Origin of the sequence: Variovorax sp. UC122_21 (assembly GCF_044056785.1) — a bacterium.
Classification (GTDB): Bacteria; Pseudomonadota; Gammaproteobacteria; order Burkholderiales; family Burkholderiaceae_C; genus Variovorax.
This window is the reverse complement of record NZ_CP172004.1, coordinates 3,187,186-3,208,112: the sequence shown is the minus strand read 5'-3', so window position 1 is coordinate 3,208,112 and position 20,927 is coordinate 3,187,186. Positions and strand designations below refer to the sequence as shown.

The following is a 20,927-nucleotide window of genomic DNA, read 5'->3' as shown; positions in this document are numbered from 1 at the left end:
GATGCTGATCGATCGACTGACGGAACACGCACCCGTGGCTTCGCCCGCGCTCTCGCGCCGCGGCTTCCTGAGCATCGGCGCCGCGCTCGGCGGCGGCCTGCTGATCGGCGTGGGCCTGGGTGCCGTGCCCGAGGCGGCCGAGGCCGCACCGGCGGGCACGCCGCCGTGGACGCCCAATGCCTTCGTCAAGATCGCGCCCGATGGCCGCGTGACCGTGACCATGGGCTATATCGAGATGGGGCAGGGCACCTACACCAGCGTGCCGATGCTGATCGCCGAGGAGCTCGAGGTCGACCTGGCCGCGGTGCGCGTCGAGCATGCGCCGCCCGACGACAAGCTCTACGGCAACCCGCTGCTGGGCTTCCAGGTGACCGGCGGCTCGACCACCATCCGCGCCGCCTACGAGCCGCTGCGGCGTGCCGGCGCCACCGCGCGCACGGTGCTCGTGCAGGCCGCGGCGCAACGCTGGAAGGTCGCGCCCGAGAGCTGCAAGGCGGCCCGCGGCGAGGTCGTGCATGCGGACAGCGGCCGGCACCTGAAGTACGGCGCGCTGGTCGCCGATGCCGCGAAGCTGCCGCTGCCCGAGAAGGTCGCGCTCAAGGCGCCGGCCGATTTCCGGCTGATTGGCACGCCCGCGAAGCGGCTCGACTCGCCGGCCAAGGTCGACGGCAGCGCGCTCTACGGCATCGATGCCAAGGTGCCGGGCATGAAGGTCGCCACGCTCGCGCAGTCGCCGGTGTTCGGCGGCCGCCTGCGCAGCGTGGACGACAGCAAGGCGAAGGCGGTGCGCGGCGTGCGCCAGATCGTGCGGCTCGACGACTGCGTGGCGGTGGTGGCCGACCACATGGGCGCGGCGAAGAAGGGCCTCGCGGCGCTCGCGATCGAATGGGACGGCGGCGCCAACGCGGGCATCGATTCGGCGGCGATCGTCGAATCGATGAAGCTGGCCTCGCTGCAGACCGGCGCGGTGGCGCGCAACGAGGGCGACAACGCGGCGGCGATGACCGGCGCGGCGCAGCGCCTCGAGGCCGTGTACGAAGTGCCGTTCCTGGTCCATGCGGCGATGGAGCCGCTGAACTGCACGGTGCATGTGCGGCCCGACGGCTGCGAGGTGTGGGTCGGCACCCAGGTGATCACGCGCGCACGTGCCGCGGCGGCGGCCGCATCGGGCCTGCCGGTCGAGAAGGTCACGGTGCACAACCACCTGCTGGGCGGCGGTTTCGGTCGCCGGCTCGAGATCGACAGCATCACGCGCGCGGTGCAGATCGCCAAGCAGGTCGACGGCCCGGTCAAGGTGGTGTGGACGCGCGAGGAGGACACGCAGCACGACATGTACCGGCCGTACTTCTACGACCGCGTGAGCGCGGGCCTCGATGCGCAGGGCCGGCCGGTGGCCTGGCGCCATCGCATCACGGGCTCGTCGATCCTCAAGCGCTGGCTGCCGCCGGCCTACAACAACGGCTTCGATCCCGAGACCATCGACGGCGCCGAGAAGCCGCCCTATGCGCTGCCGAACATCCACGTCGAGTACGTGAACCACGAGCCGCCGGTGCCCACCGCGTTCTGGCGCGGCGTCGGACCGACGCACAACGTGTTCGTGGTCGAGAGCTTCATCGACGAGCTCGCGCATGCGGCCAAGGCCGATCCGGTGGACTACCGGCGCGCGCTGCTGGGTGCCAACCCGCGCGCCAAGGCCGTGCTCGAGCTCGCGGCGCAGAAGGCCGGCTGGGGCACGCCGCTGCCGCCGCAGCGCGGGCGCGGCGTGTCGCTGCAGTTCGCCTTCGGCACCTTCATGGCGCTGGTGGCCGAGGTCGAGGTGCCGAAGGACGGCGGCGAGCCGGTGGTCAGGCGCGTGGTGTGCGCGCTCGACACCGGCGTGGTGGTCAACCCCGACACGGTGCAGGCCCAGGTGCAGAGCGGCGTGATCTTCGGCATCTCGGGCGCGCTGTGGGGCGAGGCGACGGTGAAGGACGGACGCATCGAGCAATCGAACTTCCACGACGTGCGGCCGCTGCGCATCAACGAGACGCCGGCGATCGAGACCCATATCGTGGCCAGCGGCGAAGCGCCCGGCGGCATGGGCGAGCCCGGCACCTCGGGCATCGCGCCCGCGATCACCAACGCGATCTTCGCGGTGACCGGCAAGCGCGTGCGCAGGCTGCCGGTGTCGCGCGGGCTGACGAGCGCTTGAGCCGAAACGCTAGCGCGCGAAGACGAGCAGCGTCTGCGTCGCGAAGCCGAAGCGGCCGCGCTCGTCGTGCAGCTGGCTGAAGGTGCAGCCGCTGCCATCGGGCGCGACCGTGGTCACGGCATCGAGGCCGATCCAGTCGCCGACCGGCTGCCGTGCGAGCTGAAGCGAGAGGTCGGCGTTGGCGAAGTTGAAGCGCTCGACCGGCAGCACCCAGCTCAGGCCGTTGCCGAAGTCGGCCGCGGCGGCCGCGCGCATCGCGGGCGAATTGGCGGCGCCCGCGACCAGCGGCACGCGCAGCCGAAACCAGGCAGCCGCCGGTCCCGGTGCCGCGGCATCGCCGGCCGCCACGCGGGTTTCGGTCGCCGTGTAATAGAACGAGCGCACGTCGGGCAGGCCCGGAATGCGCAGCGGTGCCGTGCAGTCCGACGGTGCCGGCATCGACAGGGCAGGGGCCAGCGGCCTTTGCAACGCGGCTTCGGGCGGCACCACGGGCTGCGTGCGCACCAGCAGCGCATGCGCCTTCGCCACCGGCTTGCCCTGGGCCATCAGCGATACCTCGACGCGCGCGGTGGTGCGGCCCGCCTCGGTCGTGAGGGCGGACGACAGCAGGTCGACCGGCACCGGCCGGATCAGCTCGACCGTGAGCCGCGCGAGCTGCCAGCCTTCGCCCTCGACGGCCGACTCGGCGATGTGCGCGAGCAGGCCGCAGGGCGCGCCGCCATGCTGCGCGCGCGGATCCCAGGGACCGCGCGCGAGCTCGCTGGCGCGCCAGGTGTTCGCGTCCTCGCGCACGAAGACGGCATCGGTGGGGGGCGAGTTCATGCATGGGCGGCGATCTCGATGCGACGCAGGGGCGCGGGAGTCGGGACTTCGTCCTCGGTCTCGAACTGCTCGGCCCAATGGCGGAAGCGCATGATGGGCCCGTCTCCCTCGGCGAGGCTGGGGCGCTTCCAGCGCATCTTGTGCTCCCAGATCGGCACGTCCTGGCTCACCTGGTGGATCGCCTCGTCGATCAGCGCGAGGCTCATGTCGGGCGAGGCGATGCCCTGCAGCCGCGCCATCAGACTGAAGCTCACGGCGACGCGGCCGGCCTCGATCGGCACCACCGAATCGACGAACAGGATCTCGGCCAGGTCGGCGATGCGAAAGCGCACCGTCGCGAAGTAGGGGCCGTACAGCGAGGTCTGCAGGAAGCCCGGCAGCCGGCCGCGCGGCGTGTTGAAGTCGTGCAGGATGTTCACGTGCAGCGCCGGCCCCGCGGGCTCGAAGCGGTCGAGCCGCGCCAGCGTGGCCACGCCGTGCAGATGGTGGAAGTGCGTGGTGTCGACGATGTTCTCCTGCACCTCCTGCCAGATCGTCGCGACCTCCCAACGCTGGCGCCGGTAGCGCGACCACTGCGCATCGCCATGCTCGGGCATCGCCGGCACCTCGAAGCTGGGCGCGATGCCGCGCGGATGCCACCAGACCATCACCAGCCCGTTGCGCTCGACCAGCGGCCAGGACTTCAGGTGCCGCATCTCGAGGCGCGGATTCGGGCTGTAGGGAATGTCGGTGCAGGCGCCGTCGCCTGCGAACTGCCAGCCGTGGAATGGACAGCGCAGCGAGGTGCCGCAGACACGGCCGCCATGGCCGAGATGGGTGCCGAGGTGCGGGCAGTGCGCATCCATCGCATGGGCCTGGCCCTGCATGTCGCGCCACAGCACGAACTCGCGGCCCATGGCCGTGAGGGGCTGCACCTCGCCCTTGCGAAGGTCCTCGCTGTAGGCAGCCTGGAACCAGCCATGACCGAAAGAGGAGTCGTCGAACCTGCGCATGGAGAAGCTTCCTTGGTGGTTGAACTGGACGCCGTGGCCGCCGGCGGCGTGATCGTTGCGATGCGGCCGAGGCGTCGAAGTATAGGGAGCCGGAGTGCAATTGCAATAAGAAATGAACTGTGATTCAATTCTTTGCGTGACCTACCGACGCACATCGAAAGTCGAAGAGCGCATGACGCTCACGCGCGAACGCATCGTGCTGGCCGCGCTCGAACTCGTGGCCACCCACGGCTACGGCGGCACCACCATGCCGATGGTCGCGGCCACGGCCGAGGTCTCGACCGGCTTGCTCTACCAGTACTTCCCGTCGAAGACCGACCTGTTCGACGAGGTGTTCCGCCAGGCCTCGCAGCGCGAGATCGACGCCTGCGCCGCCGCGGCCGCCTCCGAGAGCGGTGCCAGCGAGCGATTGGCCGCGATCATCCGCACCTTCGCGCACCGCGCGCTCAAACGGCCCAAGCTCGCGTGGGCCCTGCTGGCCGAACCGGTGGCGCCGCAGATCGACGAGGACCGGCTGCGCTTTCGCGAACCCTATCGCGCGATCTTCGTGACCGTGATCGAGGACGGCATCGACAGCCGCGAGTTCCGCGCTCAGAACGCGCACACCAGCGCCGCGGCGATCGTCGGCGCGCTGGCCGAAGCCATGATCGGCCCGCTCGCGCTCGGCGTGCTGTCCAAGCGCGCGGCGCAGCGCGTGGTGGAAGACATCGTCGCGCTGTGCCTGGCCGCGGTGCTCGACCACACCGCGCGCGCCGCCCCCGCGAAGAAAGGGCAGGGCGCGAATGCGCCCGTTCCGCCTTCGGCAAAGGAGACACCATGACCGACTTCATCCAGCCCCATCCCGAGCTGTCGAACCGCTTCGCGAGCGACCGCACCCTGCACCACACGCTCGAACGCCTGCTGCCCGCCGAGGTCTTCGCCGACGCGAGCCCGCTGTTCCAGCGCATGGGCGAGCGCGCGATGCAGGAGATTCCCGCGCTGGCCGCGACGGCCGAGCACAACGTGCCGCGCCACGAGCCCTTCGATGCCTGGGGCCGGCGCGTCGACCGCATCGAGGTCGATCCGGCCTGGCATCGCCTGGTCGACATCGGCCTCGAGGAGGGCCTGGTCGCGCTGCCCTACGAGAACCCCTATGGCGAGTTCACGCGCGTGGTGCAGGCCGGCCTCGTGAACCTCTACGACGGCGCGGGCGCGGTGGCCTCGTGTCCGCTGGTGATGACCGATGGCGCCGCGCGCCTGCTCACGCTGCACGACGAGGCACTGGCCGCGCGCTACAAGCCGAAGCTCACGGCGCGGCAGGGCGGCTGGACCTCGGGCCAGTGGATGACCGAGAAGGAGGGCGGCTCCGACGTCGGCCAGACCTCGACCGTCGCGCGTCCGCGCGGCGACGGCACCTGGTCGCTGCACGGCACCAAGTGGTTCACCTCGGCCACCACCTCGCAGATGGCGCTCGCGCTCGCGCGGCCCGAGGACGCGGTGCCGGGCAGCCGCGGGCTGTCGCTGTTCCTGGTCGAGCTGCGCCGCCCCGACGGCAGCTGGAACCACATCGCCGTGCGGCGCCTGAAGGACAAGCTCGGCACGCGCGCCCTGCCGACCGCGGAGCTCGAGCTCGAAGGCACGGTCGCGGTGCCGGTCGGCGGCATCGATCGCGGCGTGGCCAAGATCGGCGACCTGCTCAACGTCGCGCGGCTGTGGGCCTCGTGGGGCGGCCCGGCGGGCGTGGGCCATCTGCTGATGCTGGCGCGCGACTACGCGACCCGTCGCCGCGTATTCGGCCAGTTGCTCACCGAGAAGCCGCTGCATGCACAGTGGATAGCGCGCATCACGGCCGAGTACGAGGCGATGCTCGCGCTCAACTTCGAGACCGCGCTCGCGCTCAATCGCCACGAGCGCGGCACCGGCGCGCCCGGGCTCGCGCGCCTGCTGGCGCCGCTGACCAAGCTGGCCTGCGCGCGCCAGAGCATCTGGGCCGCGAGCGAACTGGTCGAGAGCTTCGGCGGCGCGGGCTATGTGGAAGACACGGGCATCCCGCGCGTGCTGCGCAACCTGCACGTGCATTGCATCTGGGAGGGCACGACCTCGGTGCTCGCGCACGACGTGCTGCGTGCTCTGCGCGCGCCCGAGGCGGGCGAGGCCTTTCTCGCCGACATCGACGGGCGGCTCTCGACGCTCGCGGGCCATGGCACGCGCGCCCCCGATGCCATCGTGCATGCGCGGCGCATGCTCGCGGAACTGATGCCGCGCGCGCAGGAGAGCGACGGCCGGCGCCTGGCCTGGGGCATGGCGCGCACCTACCAATCGGTGCTGCTGCTCGAGGCGGCCGCATGGCGCCAGGCGCGCAAGGCCGACGGCTCGGGTTGGACCGCATTGCGGCTGTTCCTGCAGGACGCGCTGGTGCCGCCGGTGCTGCCCGCATCGGACGAGGAACTCGCGGCGCTGGCCTTCGGGGGCGACACGGCCGTGGCGTCGTAACGCAGCGGGTCGGCGGCCTGCGCGTCGACGCGATTGCCGCTATCCTCGAACGCGACGTACCGGCGCCGACATGGCGCCTTTCGCTTTCTCTTCGCGTCCTTCCATCGCCCATGACCTACCTCGCCGCCTCCACGCGCTACGAATCCATGCCCTACCGCAAGGTGGGCCGCAGCGGCCTCGTGCTGCCCGCCATCTCGCTCGGGCTGTGGCACAACTTCGGCGACACCACGCCGATCGCCACCCAGCGCCAGCTGCTGCGCACCGCCTTCGACCTCGGCATCAACCACTTCGACCTGGCCAACAACTACGGCCCGCCCTACGGCAGCGCCGAGACCAATTTCGGCCGCCTGCTGCGCGAGGACTTCAAGCCCTACCGCGACGAGCTGATCATCTCGAGCAAGGCCGGCTGGGACATGTGGCCCGGCCCCTACGGGCAGGGCGGCGGCTCGCGCAAATACGTGCTGGCCAGCCTCGACCAGAGCCTGCAGCGCATGGGCCTCGACTACGTCGACATCTTCTATTCGCACCGCTTCGATCCGCACACGCCGCTCGAGGAAACGGCCTCGGCGCTGGCCCAGGCCGTGCAGCAGGGCAAGGCGCTGTACATCGGCATCTCGTCGTACTCGGCCGGCAAGACGCGCGAGATGGCCGCGCTGCTGCGCGAGTGGAAGGTGCCGCTCTTGATCCACCAGCCGGCCTACAACCTGTTCAACCGCTGGATCGAGAAGGACCTGCTCGGCGCGACCGAGGAACTCGGCGCCGGCGTGATCGCGTTCACGCCGCTGGCGCAGGGCCTGCTGACCGACAAGTACCTGCAGGGCGTACCGGCCGATGCGCGCATCAACCGTCCGGGCGGCGGCTCGCTGAAGCCCGAGCACCTGTCGGATGCCAACATCGAGCGTGCGCGCGCGCTGAACGCGATCGCGCAACGGCGCGGCCAATCGCTGGCGCAGCTTGCGCTGACCTGGACCCTGCGCGATCCGCGCGTGAGTTCCGCGCTGATCGGCGCGAGCCGGCCCGAGCAGATCGTCGACAACGTGGCCGCGCTCCAGGGTGCGCCGCTGAGCGCGGAGGAACTCGCCGAGATCGACCGCCATGCGGTCGAGGGCGGCGTGAACCTCTGGGAAAAGCCGTCGACCGACTTCGCCTGAACGAGCCGGCGGTCAGGCTCACTCGAGCGTGAAGCCGATCTTCAGCGTGACCTGCCAGTGCGCCACGCGGCCGTCCGTGACGTGGCCGCGGGTCTCGACGACGGTGAACCACTGGATGTTGCGCACCGTCTCGTGCGCCTTGGCGATCGCGCCCTGGATGGCGTCCTCGATGCTGGTGGTGGACGAGCCGGTGAGTTCGAGGCTCTTGTAGACGTGGTTCGACATGGTCGGTAGCTCCTGAAGTGCGGCAATGCAAGGGGATGGAAAGAGGCCGGTCCATCGTACGCCGCGCACCGCGCGGCAGGGCGATCACGGAATGCATCAGGTAACTCGCAATCCGTCTTTGAGTTGCCGCATGCCTTGCGCAGAATCGATGCGTTACCCATCGAGTCCCCCATGCCCTTGCGCACCTACCATTCCGTGGCCGACCAGGCCCAGCTCGTCATCTCGCGCACCGCCACCGAGTGGCGGGTGCCGCCCGCGTCGGCCCATGCGATCGCGCGCCGCGCGGCCTACGGCCATGTGCCGCGCCGTGCGCTGCGCCGCCTGCAGGCCATGGCCACGCTGCGGCCCGCGGTGCTGATGCATTCCTGGTGAATGCGCCGGCCATGCCGCCTTCGGCGCGGCATGGCCGGGGCTTCAATGCACGAAGCCACCCTTTACGAAGCGCACCGGCTGCGCATCCATGCGCGTGATCAGCGCCCCGAGGCCATCGGCCGCCCCTGCCACGACGGTTGCCGTTGCCGAAGCGGTCTCCGCGCGGCACAGCAGATCGTCGTCGCTCCATGCGCTCTTGCCGGGCTCGCCGCGCGCGCGCAGCCAGCCCGCGCGATCGACGAGCAACTGCGTGCCCTCGAGCTTCTCGGTGGCCGCGATCAGCGAGAAGGCTTCCCACGCCTCGGGCGAATCGGCAACGCAGGCGATGCTCCGGTCATCCTGTTTCGAAGCAGCCGCGGGCTCGCGTTCGAGCAGCACCGTCACCAGCCGCGGGTCCTCGAGCAACGCACTTGCGTTATCGCCACCGGCCACGATCCGCAGGCGCTGGCCGCGCCAGCTGCTGAGCATGCGCACCGGCTTGCCGTCGCAACGCACCGCCATGTCGGGCGGGCTCACGGGCTGCGCCCACACGCCCGCCACGCGCAGGCTTTCGCCGGCGGCCTGGGCCTTCATGTAGTCGATCAGGGCCCAGGCGTCGCTTTCGCTCAACCGGCCCTGGAAGCCCGGCATGGTCAACGCGCCATGACGATCGCGCGTGCCGTGCAGCACGCGCCACAGCAGGTCGCCGTCGGCGCGGCGCCAGAGCAGCGGGCCGGTGAGGTTCGGCGGCCACACGGGCTGCGCCGCGGCCAGCGGGCCCTGGCCGCGGCCGTCGCTGCCATGGCAGGCCACGCAGTTCTGTGCATAGAGCGAGCGGCCGCGCGCGATCGATTCGGCGCTGAAGCCCGCCGCATGCTGCTGAAAGCTCGTGGGATGCGCGGGCACGAGGACCACGTGGGCATCGGGCCAGGGCGCCAGCACCACGGGCAGCGCCGCGGCGCCCAGCAGCCAGATCCTGCGCCGGCGCCACAGCAGCGCCGCGATCAGCACGAGCAGCGACAGGCCCAGCAGCACCACGCTGATGCCGAGCCGGCGCGCCTGGCCCAGGTCGATCAGCAGGTTCTCGCCCGACAGCCGCTGGTCCCAGGGCCAGGCGGGCTGTCCGTGCGCATGCGCGACCAGGCCCAGCGCATCGAGCAGCCGCAGCAGCTGCAACTGCAGGGTCTGCAGGCCCTCGATCAGGACATTGAGCCAGGCCGCATCGGGCAGCGCGTTCATCGCGCCCGCGCCTCGAGGGCCGGCCTCACCAGGTCGCGTCCAGGCCCAGGTGGCGCAGCGCCTCGTGGCGCAGCTCGGCCAGGCGCGGATCGCCGCGATGGCGCGGGTAGGGCAGGTCGACCACCAGCTCGGCGGCGATGCGCGCCGGCCGGTCGCTCAGCACGATCACGCGGTTGGCCAGGAACAGCGCCTCTTCCACGTCGTGCGTGACCAGCAGGGCCGAGAAGCCGTCGCGCTGCCAGAGGTTCACGAGCTCGCTCTGCATCGCGATGCGCGTGAGCGAATCGAGCTTGCCCAGCGGCTCGTCGAGCACCAGCAGCTGCGGGTCGTTGACCAGCGCGCGCGCCAGTGCCACGCGCTGTGCCATGCCGCCCGACAGTTGATGCGGATAGGCCTTCGCGAATTCGGTGAGGCCGACGCGCTGCAGCGCCTCGTCGACCCGGCCGCGCTGCGCATCGAGCACGCCGCGGGCCTGCAGGCCCAGCGCCACGTTGTCCCAGACGCTGCGCCACGGGAACAAGGTGGGGTCCTGGAACACCACGATGCGCGAGGGATCGGGCTTCTCGATGGTCTCGCCGTTCTGCGTGATGCGGCCGGTGGTCGCGGGCTCGAGGCCGGCCACCAGGCGCAGCAGCGTCGACTTGCCGCAGCCGCTCGGGCCGAGCAGCGCGACGAACTCGCCGGGGCGCACCTGCAGGTCGATGTCGTCGAGCACCTGCAGCACGCCCGTGGGCACCTCGAACCAGTGGCTCACGCCGTGGATGTCGATCAGCGCGCCGGTGTGTGCGGCGGTGCCTGCCTCGACGCTGGGGGAGAGGACGGTGTCTACCATTTGACGGTTCCCTTCTGCCACGACAGCACGCGGTCGCGCACCTTGAACAGCAAGGTGATCAGGCCCGAGCACAGCGCGGCCATCACCAGCAATGCCGCATACATGTTGGCGTACGAGGCCCAGCCCTGGGCCCACTGCAGGTACCAGCCGAGACCGGCCTTCACGCCCATCATCTCGGCCGTGATCAGCACCGAGAACGAGGCGCCCAGGCCCATGAACAGGCCCACGAAGACCTGCGGCAGCGCGGCCGGGATGGCCACGCGCAGCACCAGGAAGCGCTCGGAGGCGCCCAGCGTGCGCGCCACGTCGTAGTAGCTCTTGCCGACCGAGGCCACGCCCGACCAAGTCAGCACCGCGACCGGGAAGAAGGTGGCGAGCCCGACCAGGAACACCGCGGCCACGTAGCTCGAGGGCGCGAAGAAGAAGGCCAGCGGCAGCAGCGCCGAGGCGGGCACCGGGCCGAGGAAGCGCAGCAGCGGATGCACCCAGTAGCCCGCGATGCGCGACCAGCCGACCGCCACGCCGGTGACGAAGCCGACCAGCGCGCCGATCACGAAGCCGTTGGCCAGCAGGCGCAGCGAGTAGGCGGTCGACAGGCCCAGGCGCTGCCAGTCCTCGTGCAGCACATCGATCAGGCTCTGCGGCGGCGCGAAGAAGGGGGAGGGCAGCACGGCCAGCTTGGCGGTGGCGATCTCCCACAGCGCGAGCACCAGCGCCGAGGCCACCAGCCACTGGCCGGCCGGACGCAGCGTGCGCGCGACGCGGCCGGCGCGCGGGCCGAGCAGCGCGATGACGAGGAAGACCGCGGCGATCACCAGCGTGGCGTAGCCGAATTCCTCGGTGAAGTTCCAGTCGCTGAAGCCGATCGGCTTGTTGGGCCACAGCAGCGTGAGCAGGCCCAGCGCCAGCCAGGCCACGGCGGCCAGCACGCCGGTGCGCCACAGGCCCGGCGGCAGCGCGTGGCGGCGCGCGAGCACGGCGGCGGCATCGGTGGCCACCGGCGCGGGCGGGCGCGGCGCGCGCGGCGTCGGGGCCGCGGTGGTGCCGCGGAACTCCGGCGCGTTCAGCACGCCGGACACGTCGAGTGCGTGGTCGGCCGAGGTCATGCCTGGGCGCTCCCGATGGCAGGTTGATCGTCGAAGAGGGTCATGGGAATTGCTCCGCCGGAGGATGAAGAAGGGAAGGGCGAGTGTTGGCGCTGCACCCGCCCCGGCCAACGAATGAATGCACGCATGGATATGCGGATTCGTCGGCTGCGGCATGTTGCCGCCGGGGCGTTCAGGACGCGACGTTCGCGCCCACGGCCCAGTAGAAGGTGGGCCGCGCGCCGTTGAGCAGGTGGTCGCCGACCACGCGGCCCTTGTAGATGGTCGGGTTGTGCGAGGCCAGCGTGCGCGCGTTGCGCCAGTGGCGGTCGAGCCGGATGTCCTCCTGAAGCGCCGAGGCACCGCCCACGTCGAACAGCCGCGTGCCGGCCTGCAGCACCGCATCGACGATGCCGGCCTGGGCCTTGGCGGTCTCGAGCTCGACCTGGAACAGCAACTGCTCGGGGATGGCTTCGCCACGCTGGCGCAGGCGGTCGATCTCACCGAGCGTGCGCGCCACCGCCTGCACCGTCGCGCTCGCGACGAAGGCCGTGCTGGCGAGCTGGCCGACGACCTGCTGCACCAGCGGATCCTCGCGCGGCGTGCTGCCGCTGCCGTGGCTGTAGACGCGCTTGCGCGGCTGCACGAAGTCGACCGCGTCGCGCACGATCGCGCGCGCGATGCCGGCCAGGGTGGCCAGGTGGGTGAGCTGGAATTGCGCGGTCAGTGGCGTGGGCTGGTCGCGCACGTAGAGCAGCACGTGCGCCGGATCGACGCGCACGTTGCGAAAGCGCGTGGTGCCCGAGGCGCTCAGGCGCTGGCCGAAGCCGCGCCAGTCGTCGACGCGCTCCACGCCCGGCGCTTCCGAGGGCACCAGCGCGATCACGCGGTCGCTGCTGCCGTCGTCGTTGTGGCGCTGCGCCGAGACCGCGATCCATTCGGCGTAGAGCGTGCCGGTGCTGTAGTACTTGTCGCCCTCGAGGCGCCAGCCGTCGCCGTCGCGGCGCAGCGTGGTCTGCATCTGGCCGAGCGGGCCTTCGCCGAGTTCGGTGGTGGCGTTGCCGAAGATCACGCCGTCGGCCGCGAGTCGCAGCCAGGGGCCGTGCAGCGCGGGATCGATCTCGGCGAACAGGCGCTCGATGAAGCCGAAGTGGGCGCGCAGGATCTGCGGCAGGTTGGAGTCGGCCTCGCCGAGCTCGATCAGCAGGTCGAAGAACTGCTCGACCGAGGCGCCGAGCCCGCCTTGGGCCACCGGCACGCGCAGCGCGCCGAAGCCGGCCTGGGCCAGCCAGGCCACGGCCTCATGGGCCAGCAGGCGTTCGTTCTCGCGCTGCACCGCGCCTTCGGCGATGCGCGCGAAGATCGGGCGGAAGCGGTCGGCGAGCTGGTCGTAGGACGGCGGTTGCGGGGCCCGCGGCGGCACGGCCACGGGCGACGGGTTGCCGGGCGCGGTGCGCGGCGGATGCGTGAGGGATTCCATGGGGCAACGACTTTGCAGCCGTGCCCTTCGATTGGGAAATGCGCTTTTCGAGTTTTCTTATGCCGCGCGGCTCAGGCGCGCGGCCGGGGCATCGCCGGCCAGCGCTTGCCCGCCAGGCCCGGCATGCGAAGCGCGAGTTGCTGTGCCCCGAGCTCCAGCATCCACCAGGCCGCGCCCAGCAGACCCGCCATGACCGCGCCGAACAGCAGGCCGACCGCGATGTCGAGCGGGAAATGCACGCCCACGTGGATGCGCGCCCAGCCCGTGGCGGCGGCCACGGCGAACAGCGCGATGCCCGGTGCGCGCAGCACCGGCCGCGCGAGGAAGGCGAAGGCCACCATGAACATCACCGAGGCATGCGTGCTCGGCAGCGACGCGCTGGCGCCGTGCGGAATGTAGGCCGGCACCAGGCCCGTGATGAACGGCCGCGGCACGTTGATGCGCGCGGCGATCTCCTGGCACAGCATGGCGGTGATCGCGGCGCCCGCGAGCACGAAGAGGATGTAGGCGCGATGGCCGGGCCGGCGCCAGGCGGCGGCGCCGATCACGGCCGTGGAGAGCCAGGGGCCGCCGAGCGCGAGCCCGACGGCGATCGCCAGCAGCCACGGCGTGGGCTGGGTGCCGGCCGCGAGCCATTGCAGCAGGTCGAGGTGGAATGCGTTCATGCGGCCTCCCGGAACGGGTGGAACGCAACGACGGCGGCGCGCGGGCGTGCGCGTCCGGCGCGGCTTGCGCGCGGGTGGGCGAAGGACATGGAGGAGCCTCGTGGGCGAAGTGAAGCGGCCCTGCCGCGCCGGGCGTCAGGGAAGCGATGGATGCGGCGCGGGTGCGCCGCCGGAAGGGTCAGGCGATCGCCGGCGGTGCCGTGGTCGGCGGCAGGCGCAGCCAGGGGCGGGGCAGGGGGAGGCGCCCCACTCCGCGCGCTGACGCGCCGCGGCGGTTCGTGGCGGGCACCGGCCAGGCCGGTCACCATGGCGATGGTCAACGGCAGCAGCGCGAGCACGACGCCCATGAAGCCATCGAAAGCCGCGCTCACGGCATTGACCATGACCGTGCAGCAGGACGCCTGCGCGAACACGGTGGTCTCGAGGCTTCGCGCATGACCGACGCGTTCGTCGGGTTCGAAGCGCACGGTCTCGCCGGCGTTGCGCACCTTGAGGCCGGGCTCGTCCTCGAGCCCGTCGCTGTGGAAATGCGCCGAGATGAACGGGTGCAGCAGCACCAGCCAAAGACCGATCACGCACCCGATGCATCGGTGTGCGTCGATCCATCGGCGAAGCCTGGCCAGCAGCATGCGGCGGATGCTAGGGCGCAAATATGAACAGAATATGAGTACTCGCCGAACTCGTGCGAGTTTGGGGGCCTGCTCGACGGGGCGAACTATCGGCGCCGTCCGACAACGAGGGAAATCTCGAAGGGTCAGCATCCTCGAGTCCCGAGCGACTCCTCCTCCCTGGCTTGGGGCACCTGCAGCCACAACTGCGGGTTCTTGAGCGCCCGGCTTCGTGCCGGGCGCCTTTTCTTTGCGGGTTCGATCGGGAGGAGCGAGATGGGGGCGGTTGCCGCTGCCGCGTTTCGGATTCCCCAATATTCATCAACAGTCTTGCCGTCGCTCGGCTGCCATTCGGGCAGACAACAAGATCATTGATTTTACATAATGCACATTGTGCGGATTAAACGGAAAAGCAGAGAAGCGGAAGTTCGCCGCATTCGGCCCGCGCGGCGCTTCAATCCCGCGTGCTCATCCCGCCATCCATCGCGAGCTCCGCCTGCCTGATCTGCCGGCGCCGACGCAGCGCTTCGCTCATGCCGTCGCGCACGCCGGCACGGATGACGAGGTACAGGAGCCAGCCCGCGAGCGTGCCGGCGATCAGGATGGCTGCGAGCAAGGACATCTGCCATGCCAGGGCGCCGCCGCCGATCTGTTGGATGGTGACTTGCATGGATGCTCCGGGCAGAAAAAAAGGCTTCATCGAAGCCCTCATTCTGTTCGTGCCTGTTTCCAAATCACACAAGCTTCATCAAGTTCTTACCGGTTCGACCATGAAATAAGTCACAGTTAACGACCGTCAGCAGCAAAAACGACTACTTTATTAACAGATGCCTACCACTTGCCATCCTTCGGCACCGGTTTCGCTGCCGATGTCGCCGCGATCAACGACGCGGCTTCCGATCGATTGGCGCGGTTGGCGAAATCGACCGCGGTCATGCCGAGCTGGTTCTTCATCGTGACGTCCGCGCCCTCGGCCAAGAGCAGCTTCACGGCGTCGGTCGAGCCGTACATCGCGGCCATCATCAGCGGCGTGGTGCCGTTGGGCGACTGTGCGTCGATGAAGGCGAAGTTGTCGAGCAGCTGCTTCATGATCGCCACGTGCCCGCCGGTGGCCGCGTAGTGCAGCGGCGTCCAGCCGGGCTTGTTGATGTCGGCATCGCGCTTGATGAGCTGGGTGACCAGATCCTGCTGGCCCTTGATGGCGGCGAGCATCAACGGGCTTTCGTCCTTGGCGTTGCGCAGCTCGACATTGGTCTGCGGCGATTCGAGCAGCACCTGGATCACCTTCGGCGACGGCTCGCGCAGCGCGATCAACAGGCCGGTCTGGCCGCGCTCGTCGCGCGTGTTGGGATCGAAGCCGCGCTGCAGCAGGCTGCGAACGCCGCTCGGGTTGTCGGCGCGCACGGCGCGGAAGAAGTCCTCGAAAGACCCTGCATGTGCGGAAAAAACTGCTGCAAAAACAGACAGATAAACGAGCTTCTTGAAGTTTTTCTTCATCATTGTCGAACCCCCTTGAACAGTGTTTCGAAGTTGTCGCTGGTCGCCTGGGCCACGGCCTCGACCGGCAACTGTCGCAGTTCGGCGATCTGCCGCGCCACGTAGGGCACGTAGGCCGGCGTGTTGGTCTTGCCCCGGTACGGCACGGGCGCTAGGTACGGGCTGTCGGTCTCGATCAGCATGCGCTCGAGCGGCACGAAGGCCGCCACGTCACGCAGATCCTGCGCCTTCTTGAAGGTCAGGATGCCCGAGAAGGAGATGTAGAAGCCGAGGTCCAGCGCGGCGCGCGCGACCTCGGCGGTTTCGGTGAAACAGTGGAACACACCGCCGGCCGCGCCCGCGGAGCCGTCCTCGCCCTCCTCCTTGAGGATCGCGATGGTGTCGGCCGAGGCCTCGCGCGTGTGGATCACGAGCGGCTTGCCGGTCTGCCGGGCGGCCCGGATGTGCACGCGGAAGCGCTCGCGCTGCCACTCTAGGTCGGCGATGCTGCGTCCGCCCTTGCGTTCTTCCATCTGGTAGTAGTCGAGGCCGGTCTCGCCGATCGCCACCACGCGCGGCCGCGCGGCCAGGCGCACGAGGTCGTCGACGCTGGGTTCTAGCGTGTCCTCGGTGTCGGGATGCACGCCCACGCTGGCCCAGAAGTTGTCGTAGCGCGCGGCCAATGCCTGCACGTCATCGAACTCCTCGAGCCGGGTGCAGATGCACAGGGCCCGGTCGACCTGGGCGGCGGCCATGGCGGCGCGCACCGTGTCCATCTGGTCGGCGAATTCGGGGAAGGTCAGGTGGCAGTGGGAGTCGGTGAACATCGCCAGAAATCTGAGGAAACGAAGGGAGCCGGAAACTGGCGAGCGCAAGAGGCGGCCGGGCCGCCCTGGAGGTCAGATCGTCTGCGTCGGCCGGTCGGAAGCCATCGAGCCGCCCAGCGCGGCTTCGATGCGGGCCTTGAGCTGGCGCGATTTCTCGTCGGACGGGAAACGGATGCCCACGCCGGGCGCCCGGCTGCCGGCCGCGCGTGCCGGCGTGATCCACGCGACCTTGCCGGCCACCGGGTAGCGTTGCGGGTCCTCGGGCAGGGTCAGCAGCACGTAGACGTCGTCGCCGAGCCGGTATTCGCGCGAGGTCGGAATGAAGATGCCGCCCTCGGAGAACAGCGGGATGTAGGCCGCATAGAGCGCGCCCTTCTCCTTGATCGCGAGCTGGATGACGCTCGGCCGGTGCGGCGTGGCGCCACCCGCGGCGTTGGCGGCGGCAGAGGCTGCTGCGGAGTTGGCGGACGGGGCTGCGGGTTGGTTCATGGGCGGCGAGCGGCTGAGTTGAGGGTGCTGCGCGCTTCGCTCACGAGCGCTTCCAGCATGAGTCCTGCATTGAACGGATGTTCCGCGGTCCGGGCCGACGCGGCCAGCGATTTCGACCAGCGCGCCAGCGCGAGCCGCGACGGCGCGGCCGGCAGGTCGCCGGGTTCGAAGAAACGCGGCGCGGCGCCATTGCCGACGGCCATCAGGTCGTGGCAGAGCTTCTGCAGCGCGCCGACCGCCTGCGCCGGCGCCTGGTCGGCCAGCGCACCGACGTCGCCGCGCAGCACGGCCTTGGGCAGCAGCGCCCAGGCCTTGGGCGACTGGCCGGTGCGCGCGAGCCGCAGGGCATCGCTCGGGCGTCCGCCGGCTGCGCGCAGCAGGGCGGCGGCATCGGCCGCGGGAACGTCCTGCCCCGCGAGCCAGGCCTCGGCCTGCTGGGTGTCGGGCCAGGGCAAGGTGAAGCCGAGGCAGCGGCTGCGAATGGTCGGCAGCAGTTGCCAGGCGGCCTCGCTCGCGAGCACGAAACGCACGTCGCCCACCGGCTCCTCGAGCGTCTTGAGCAGCGCATTGGCGGTGATGGTGTTCATGCGCTCGGCCGGATAGACCAGCACCACCTTGCCGCGGCCGCGCGCGCTGGTGCGCTGCGCGAAGCCGACCGCGTCGCGCATCGCCTCGACACGGATCTCGCGGCTGGCCTTGCGCTTCTTGTCGTCGATGTCGGCCTGGGCCTTCTCGTCGAGCGGCCAGCCCAGGTCCAGCATCGCGACCTCGGGCATCAGCACGCAGAGGTCGGCATGGGTGCGGACCTCGATGGCGTGGCAGCTCGGGCAATGGCCGCAGGCGGCGCCCTCCTCCGTCGGCTGCTCGCACAGCCAGGCCGAGGCCAGCGCGAGCGCCAGGTCGTACTGGCCCAGGCCCGAGGGCCCCTGCAGCAGCCAGGCGTGGCCGCGCTGGCGCAGCAGCTCGACCAGCGGCTGGCGCAGCCACGGCGAGAGTTCCGCCGCGCTCATGCGCGCCCTCCCCCGGCCAGGCCGCGCGCCACCAGCGCCGCCTCGACCTGTTGCCAGACCTGGTCGCGGCTCTGGCTCGCATCGATGCGCACGAAGCGCGCCGCATCGGCGGCCGCGCGCTCGGCATAGCCATGCGCGACCTTGCGGAAGAACTCGACCGGCTGGGCCTCGAACTTGTCGGGCACGCGCGCGCCGGCCAGTCGCTGGGCCGCGATCTCGGGCGCGAGGTCGAACCACAAGGTGATGTGCGGCTGCAGCAGGGTCGCCTCGGACTGCCCGCCGCGCCCGGCCTGCGCCCAGCGCTCGAGCGTGGACAGCACCTCGGCGTCGAAGCCGCGGCCGCCGCCCTGGTAGGCGAAGGTGGCGTCGGTGAAGCGGTCGCACAGCACCACGTCGCCGCGCGCCAGTGCCGGCTCGATGACTTGCACGATGTGGTCGCGCCGCGCGGCGAACACCAGCAGCGATTCGGTCAGCGGGTCCATCGGCTGTTCGAGGATCAGCGTGCGCAGCGTTTCGGCCAACGGCGTGCCGCCCGGTTCGCGCGTGCGCGTGACCGCGCGGCCCCGGCCCTCGAAGAGCGCCTGCAAGGCATCGAGGTGGCTGGACTTGCCGGCCCCGTCGATGCCCTCGAGCGTGAGAAAGAGTCCGCCAGCGTTCATTGGGCTGCCTTCGTCGCAGGAGTGCCGCCGCCGCGCTGGTAGCGGTTGACGGCACGGTTGTGGTCGTCGAGCGAGCTGCTGAACTGGCTGGTGCCGTCGCCGCGCGAGACGAAATACAGCGATTTGCTTTGCGCGGGCTGCACGGCCGCCAGCAGCGCGGCCTTGCCGGGCATCGAGATCGGCGTGGGCGGCAGGCCGTTGCGCATGTAGGTGTTCCAGGGCGAGTCGGTCTGCAGGTCCTTCTTGCGCAGGTTGCCGTCGAAGGCGGAGCCCATGCCGTAGATCACGGTCGGGTCGGTCTGCAGCGGCATGCCGATGCGCAGCCGGTTGTTGAAGACGGCCGCGATCTCGGCCCGGTCGGCGGCCTTGCCGGTTTCCTTCTCGACGATGCTCGCGAGGATCAGCGCCTGCTCGGCCGATTGCAGCGGCAGGTTGCTCGCGCGCGCGGCCCAGGCGGCCTCGAGCTTCTTGTCCATGGCGCGCATGGCGCGCTGCAGCAGCGCGACGTCGGTCGAGCCCTTCGAATAGGTGTAGGTGTCGGGGAAGAAGCGCCCTTCGGGGTGCTGGCCGGGCCGGCCGAGCTTTTCCATCAGTGCCTCGTCGCTCAGGCCCACGCTGTCGGGCTTGAGCTGTTCGGCCTTGGCGAGCGCCGCGCGCACCTGGCGGATGTTCCAGCCTTCGACCAGCACCAGGCTGCGGGTGGCTTCCTCGCCGCGCACCAGGATGTTGAGCAGCAGCTTGGGCGTCACGCCGCGGTCGAGCTCGTAGCTGCCGGCGCGCATCTGCCGGTCCTGGCCCGAGATGCGGAACCACAGGTAGAGCAGCTGCGGGTCGACCGCAACGCCGGCATCGGCCACGGCCTGGGCGATGCCGCGCGGCGTGGTGCCGGGCTCGACCGACAGATCGACGTTCGGTGCCGGCAGCTTGAGCGGCTGGTGCACCCACCAGAGTCCGCCGGCACCGGCGGCCAGCGCGGCCAGGGCAGCGAGCAGGAAGAGCGTGAGGATGAAGCGGCGCACGGATCCGATGGAAGAGCGGAGGAAGGAAGCGATGAAAGGGGCTGAGCGGGGCGAACGCGAAATAAGAGGCGGCCCGACAAGGCGGTGGCCCTGCAACAAGAAAGGCTGCCGTCGCCGCGGTCCCGACGAATCAGGCCCGGCCATGATAATTCAGCGATGACCACAGTCGTTCTCAATGGCGTTGCGCCCCTCGCCCATCTGGGCGTGATCCGTGCCGAGGGCCCCGATGCCGCGGCCTTCCTGCATGGCCAGCTGACCCAGGATTTCTCCCTGCTCGGCGCCGCCGAGGCCCGCCTGGCGGCGCTGTGCACCGCCAAGGGCCGCGTGATCGCGAGCTTCATCGGCATCCGCCCGCAGCCCGATCTCGTGCTGCTGGTCTGCAGCCGCGACATCCTGGCGGCCACGCTCAAGCGGCTGTCGATGTACGTGCTGCGCGCCAAGGCCAAGCTCAGCGACGCGAGCGAGCAGTTCGCGCTGTTCGGCCTCGCGGGCACCGCGCTCGCCGCCAACGGCCTCGACGCCTCGGCCGCGCCCGGCCAGCGCCGCGCGATCGAAGGCATCGAGGGCGGCAGCGCCATCTCGCTCTACCCGGCCGACGGCGTGCCGCGCGCGCTCTGGCTGGCGCCGGCCGGCAGCGCCGCGCCGCAAGGTGCCGCGCTCGACGCGGCGCTGTGGTCGTGGAGCGAGGTGCGCAGCGGCATCGTCACGCTGACCACGCCGGTGGTCGAGGCCTTCGTGCCGCAGATGATCAATTACGAGTCGGTGGGCGGCGTCAACTTCAAGAAGGGCTGCTACCCGGGCCAGGAAGTGGTGGCGCGCAGCCAGTTCCGCGGCACGCTCAAGCGCCGCACCTACCTCGTGAAGGCCGACGGCGAAGTCGCGGCCGGCCAGGAAGTCTTTGCCGCCAGCGACGCCGAGCAGCCCGTGGGCACGGTCGCGCAGGCCGCGCCCGCGCCCGATGGCGGCTGGGCCGCGCTGATCTCGATGCAGATCGCCGCGCTCGAGGCCGGCGGCCTGCATGCGGCCTCGGCCAGCGGCCCGGCGCTCCAGGTGGAACCTTTGCCTTATCCGCTGCTCGAAGATATCTGAGTCTCCGAACAGCACCGGGCGCCGACCACCGGCACCGCGCTGCAGCTTGAAGCCCAATCAGTGAGGCGTTTTGGGCTTCCACCGCCCGTCGTTCGGGCGCAAGGCGCTATCTTTCCGATAGCGCCTTTTTTTGTGCGTGTTTCTTAACCCCGTTGCCGCCGGTGCGCCGTAGAAGCCTGCACCGACCACTTCCGGCAAGGAAAGAGAGACCTCCATGAACCGCAGATTCTTCTCCACCGCCCTCG

22 protein-coding genes are annotated in these 20,927 nt (G+C 70.4%); 6 read left to right on the top strand and 16 right to left on the bottom strand.

Annotated elements, in window-relative coordinates:
- Positions 1-7 precede the first annotated feature (7 nt).
- Positions 8-2,191 (top strand): molybdopterin cofactor-binding domain-containing protein, encoded by a 2,184-nt coding sequence (locus ACHMXE_RS27435; protein ID WP_395352839.1) that lies wholly within the window; start codon positions 8-10, stop codon positions 2,189-2,191.
- Positions 2,192-2,200: 9 nt separating this feature from the next.
- Here the strand turns inward: ACHMXE_RS27435 and ACHMXE_RS27430 are convergent, their stop codons facing one another.
- Together ACHMXE_RS27430 and ACHMXE_RS27425 are read right to left on the bottom strand one after the other, a co-directional pair.
- A complete protein-coding gene (locus tag ACHMXE_RS27430; RefSeq protein WP_395352531.1) occupies positions 2,201-3,013 on the bottom strand; it encodes a thioesterase family protein in 813 nt (270 codons plus the stop codon).
- Entirely contained in the window at positions 3,010-4,005 is a 996-nt protein-coding gene (locus ACHMXE_RS27425; RefSeq protein ID WP_395352529.1) for a Rieske 2Fe-2S domain-containing protein, read from the bottom strand. Before ACHMXE_RS27425 ends, ACHMXE_RS27430 begins: the two co-directional genes overlap by 4 nt.
- A gap of 172 nt (positions 4,006-4,177) precedes the next feature.
- On the opposite strand from ACHMXE_RS27425, the gene ACHMXE_RS27420 reads away from it, so the two are divergent.
- The 3 genes from ACHMXE_RS27420 to mgrA all read left to right on the top strand — a co-directional run bounded on the left by ACHMXE_RS27420 (position 4,178) and on the right by mgrA (position 7,628).
- The gene (locus ACHMXE_RS27420) at positions 4,178-4,825 is read left to right on the top strand and encodes a TetR/AcrR family transcriptional regulator (RefSeq protein WP_395352527.1); all 648 of its coding nucleotides are present in this window, start codon (positions 4,178-4,180) and stop codon (positions 4,823-4,825) included.
- The gene (locus ACHMXE_RS27415; RefSeq protein ID WP_395352525.1) at positions 4,822-6,477 is read left to right on the top strand and encodes an acyl-CoA dehydrogenase family protein; all 1,656 of its coding nucleotides are present in this window, start codon (positions 4,822-4,824) and stop codon (positions 6,475-6,477) included. The genes ACHMXE_RS27420 and ACHMXE_RS27415 overlap by 4 nt, the downstream gene beginning before the upstream one ends.
- 110 nt (positions 6,478-6,587) lie before the next feature.
- Positions 6,588-7,628 (top strand): L-glyceraldehyde 3-phosphate reductase, encoded by a 1,041-nt coding sequence (gene mgrA / locus ACHMXE_RS27410; RefSeq protein ID WP_093341941.1) that lies wholly within the window; start codon positions 6,588-6,590, stop codon positions 7,626-7,628.
- 18 nt (positions 7,629-7,646) lie between these two features.
- Here mgrA and ACHMXE_RS27405 read toward each other — a convergent pair whose 3' ends face one another.
- Complete coding sequence (locus ACHMXE_RS27405) at positions 7,647-7,853, bottom strand: dodecin (RefSeq protein WP_203200991.1); 207 nt, start codon at positions 7,851-7,853, stop codon at positions 7,647-7,649.
- Positions 7,854-8,024: 171 nt separating this feature from the next.
- On the opposite strand from ACHMXE_RS27405, the gene ACHMXE_RS27400 reads away from it, so the two are divergent.
- The gene (locus tag ACHMXE_RS27400) at positions 8,025-8,225 is read left to right on the top strand and encodes a hypothetical protein (RefSeq protein ID WP_203200992.1); all 201 of its coding nucleotides are present in this window, start codon (positions 8,025-8,027) and stop codon (positions 8,223-8,225) included.
- A gap of 42 nt (positions 8,226-8,267) precedes the next feature.
- Here the strand turns inward: ACHMXE_RS27400 and ACHMXE_RS27395 are convergent, their stop codons facing one another.
- The 13 genes from ACHMXE_RS27395 to mltG form a co-directional block, all read right to left on the bottom strand.
- Positions 8,268-9,443: a c-type cytochrome gene (locus ACHMXE_RS27395; protein ID WP_395352522.1), complete on the bottom strand. Its 1,176-nt coding sequence runs from the start codon at positions 9,441-9,443 to the stop codon at positions 8,268-8,270.
- A 25-nt stretch (positions 9,444-9,468) separates the two neighbouring features.
- The gene (locus tag ACHMXE_RS27390) at positions 9,469-10,275 is read right to left on the bottom strand and encodes an ABC transporter ATP-binding protein (protein WP_395352520.1); all 807 of its coding nucleotides are present in this window, start codon (positions 10,273-10,275) and stop codon (positions 9,469-9,471) included.
- Positions 10,269-11,381 (bottom strand): ABC transporter permease subunit, encoded by a 1,113-nt coding sequence (locus ACHMXE_RS27385; protein ID WP_209541583.1) that lies wholly within the window; start codon positions 11,379-11,381, stop codon positions 10,269-10,271. The genes ACHMXE_RS27390 and ACHMXE_RS27385 overlap by 7 nt, the downstream gene beginning before the upstream one ends.
- 172 nt (positions 11,382-11,553) lie before the next feature.
- Positions 11,554-12,840: an acyl-CoA dehydrogenase family protein gene (locus ACHMXE_RS27380; RefSeq protein ID WP_395352517.1), complete on the bottom strand. Its 1,287-nt coding sequence runs from the start codon at positions 12,838-12,840 to the stop codon at positions 11,554-11,556.
- A 71-nt stretch (positions 12,841-12,911) separates the two neighbouring features.
- Positions 12,912-13,505, bottom strand: a complete 594-nt coding sequence (locus ACHMXE_RS27375) for a phosphatase PAP2 family protein (RefSeq protein WP_395352515.1) — start codon at positions 13,503-13,505, stop codon at positions 12,912-12,914.
- Positions 13,502-14,134 (bottom strand): hypothetical protein, encoded by a 633-nt coding sequence (locus ACHMXE_RS27370; protein WP_395352513.1) that lies wholly within the window; start codon positions 14,132-14,134, stop codon positions 13,502-13,504. Before ACHMXE_RS27370 ends, ACHMXE_RS27375 begins: the two co-directional genes overlap by 4 nt.
- A 433-nt stretch (positions 14,135-14,567) precedes the next feature.
- A complete protein-coding gene (locus ACHMXE_RS27365) occupies positions 14,568-14,783 on the bottom strand; it encodes a hypothetical protein (protein ID WP_203200999.1) in 216 nt (71 codons plus the stop codon).
- 161 nt (positions 14,784-14,944) lie between these two features.
- On the bottom strand, positions 14,945-15,610 hold the full coding sequence (locus tag ACHMXE_RS27360; protein WP_203206189.1) for an ankyrin repeat domain-containing protein: 666 nt from the start codon (positions 15,608-15,610) through the stop codon (positions 14,945-14,947).
- Positions 15,610-16,416: a TatD family hydrolase gene (locus ACHMXE_RS27355; RefSeq protein ID WP_203201000.1), complete on the bottom strand. Its 807-nt coding sequence runs from the start codon at positions 16,414-16,416 to the stop codon at positions 15,610-15,612. The genes ACHMXE_RS27360 and ACHMXE_RS27355 overlap by 1 nt, the downstream gene beginning before the upstream one ends.
- A gap of 72 nt (positions 16,417-16,488) precedes the next feature.
- Entirely contained in the window at positions 16,489-16,905 is a 417-nt protein-coding gene (locus tag ACHMXE_RS27350; protein WP_281080618.1) for a PilZ domain-containing protein, read from the bottom strand.
- A complete protein-coding gene (locus ACHMXE_RS27345) occupies positions 16,902-17,915 on the bottom strand; it encodes a DNA polymerase III subunit delta' (protein ID WP_395352511.1) in 1,014 nt (337 codons plus the stop codon). Before ACHMXE_RS27345 ends, ACHMXE_RS27350 begins: the two co-directional genes overlap by 4 nt.
- On the bottom strand, positions 17,912-18,574 hold the full coding sequence (gene tmk / locus ACHMXE_RS27340; RefSeq protein WP_395352510.1) for a dTMP kinase: 663 nt from the start codon (positions 18,572-18,574) through the stop codon (positions 17,912-17,914). Before tmk ends, ACHMXE_RS27345 begins: the two co-directional genes overlap by 4 nt.
- Positions 18,571-19,593 carry an endolytic transglycosylase MltG gene (gene mltG / locus ACHMXE_RS27335; protein WP_395352509.1) on the bottom strand — a complete coding sequence of 341 codons (1,023 nt, stop codon included), beginning with the start codon at positions 19,591-19,593 and terminating at the stop codon, positions 18,571-18,573. The genes tmk and mltG overlap by 4 nt, the downstream gene beginning before the upstream one ends.
- A gap of 156 nt (positions 19,594-19,749) precedes the next feature.
- Between mltG and ACHMXE_RS27330 the strand changes: the two genes are divergently transcribed.
- Complete coding sequence (locus ACHMXE_RS27330; RefSeq protein ID WP_395352508.1) at positions 19,750-20,682, top strand: YgfZ/GcvT domain-containing protein; 933 nt, start codon at positions 19,750-19,752, stop codon at positions 20,680-20,682.
- The last annotated feature ends 245 nt before the right edge of the window (positions 20,683-20,927 follow it).

Bases quoted from the DNA above. Each gene is read 5' to 3' on its own strand.
- ACHMXE_RS27430 (WP_395352531.1), bottom strand. From the start codon at position 3,013: ATGAACTCGCCCCCCACCGATGCCGTCTTCGTGCGCGAGGACGCGAAC.
- ACHMXE_RS27425 (WP_395352529.1), bottom strand. From the start codon at position 4,005: ATGCGCAGGTTCGACGACTCCTCTTTCGGTCATGGCTGGTTCCAGGCT.
- ACHMXE_RS27420 (WP_395352527.1), top strand. From the start codon at position 4,178: ATGACGCTCACGCGCGAACGCATCGTGCTGGCCGCGCTCGAACTCGTG.
- ACHMXE_RS27415 (WP_395352525.1), top strand. From the start codon at position 4,822: ATGACCGACTTCATCCAGCCCCATCCCGAGCTGTCGAACCGCTTCGCG.
- mgrA (WP_093341941.1), top strand. From the start codon at position 6,588: ATGACCTACCTCGCCGCCTCCACGCGCTACGAATCCATGCCCTACCGC.
- ACHMXE_RS27405 (WP_203200991.1), bottom strand. From the start codon at position 7,853: ATGTCGAACCACGTCTACAAGAGCCTCGAACTCACCGGCTCGTCCACC.
- ACHMXE_RS27400 (WP_203200992.1), top strand. From the start codon at position 8,025: ATGCCCTTGCGCACCTACCATTCCGTGGCCGACCAGGCCCAGCTCGTC.
- ACHMXE_RS27395 (WP_395352522.1), bottom strand. From the start codon at position 9,443: ATGAACGCGCTGCCCGATGCGGCCTGGCTCAATGTCCTGATCGAGGGC.
- ACHMXE_RS27390 (WP_395352520.1), bottom strand. From the start codon at position 10,275: ATGGTAGACACCGTCCTCTCCCCCAGCGTCGAGGCAGGCACCGCCGCA.
- ACHMXE_RS27385 (WP_209541583.1), bottom strand. From the start codon at position 11,381: ATGACCTCGGCCGACCACGCACTCGACGTGTCCGGCGTGCTGAACGCG.
- ACHMXE_RS27380 (WP_395352517.1), bottom strand. From the start codon at position 12,840: ATGGAATCCCTCACGCATCCGCCGCGCACCGCGCCCGGCAACCCGTCG.
- ACHMXE_RS27375 (WP_395352515.1), bottom strand. From the start codon at position 13,505: ATGAACGCATTCCACCTCGACCTGCTGCAATGGCTCGCGGCCGGCACC.
- ACHMXE_RS27370 (WP_395352513.1), bottom strand. From the start codon at position 14,134: ATGCTGCTGGCCAGGCTTCGCCGATGGATCGACGCACACCGATGCATC.
- ACHMXE_RS27365 (WP_203200999.1), bottom strand. From the start codon at position 14,783: ATGCAAGTCACCATCCAACAGATCGGCGGCGGCGCCCTGGCATGGCAG.
- ACHMXE_RS27360 (WP_203206189.1), bottom strand. From the start codon at position 15,610: ATGAAGAAAAACTTCAAGAAGCTCGTTTATCTGTCTGTTTTTGCAGCA.
- ACHMXE_RS27355 (WP_203201000.1), bottom strand. From the start codon at position 16,416: ATGTTCACCGACTCCCACTGCCACCTGACCTTCCCCGAATTCGCCGAC.
- ACHMXE_RS27350 (WP_281080618.1), bottom strand. From the start codon at position 16,905: ATGAACCAACCCGCAGCCCCGTCCGCCAACTCCGCAGCAGCCTCTGCC.
- ACHMXE_RS27345 (WP_395352511.1), bottom strand. From the start codon at position 17,915: ATGAGCGCGGCGGAACTCTCGCCGTGGCTGCGCCAGCCGCTGGTCGAG.
- tmk (WP_395352510.1), bottom strand. From the start codon at position 18,574: ATGAACGCTGGCGGACTCTTTCTCACGCTCGAGGGCATCGACGGGGCC.
- ACHMXE_RS27330 (WP_395352508.1), top strand. From the start codon at position 19,750: ATGACCACAGTCGTTCTCAATGGCGTTGCGCCCCTCGCCCATCTGGGC.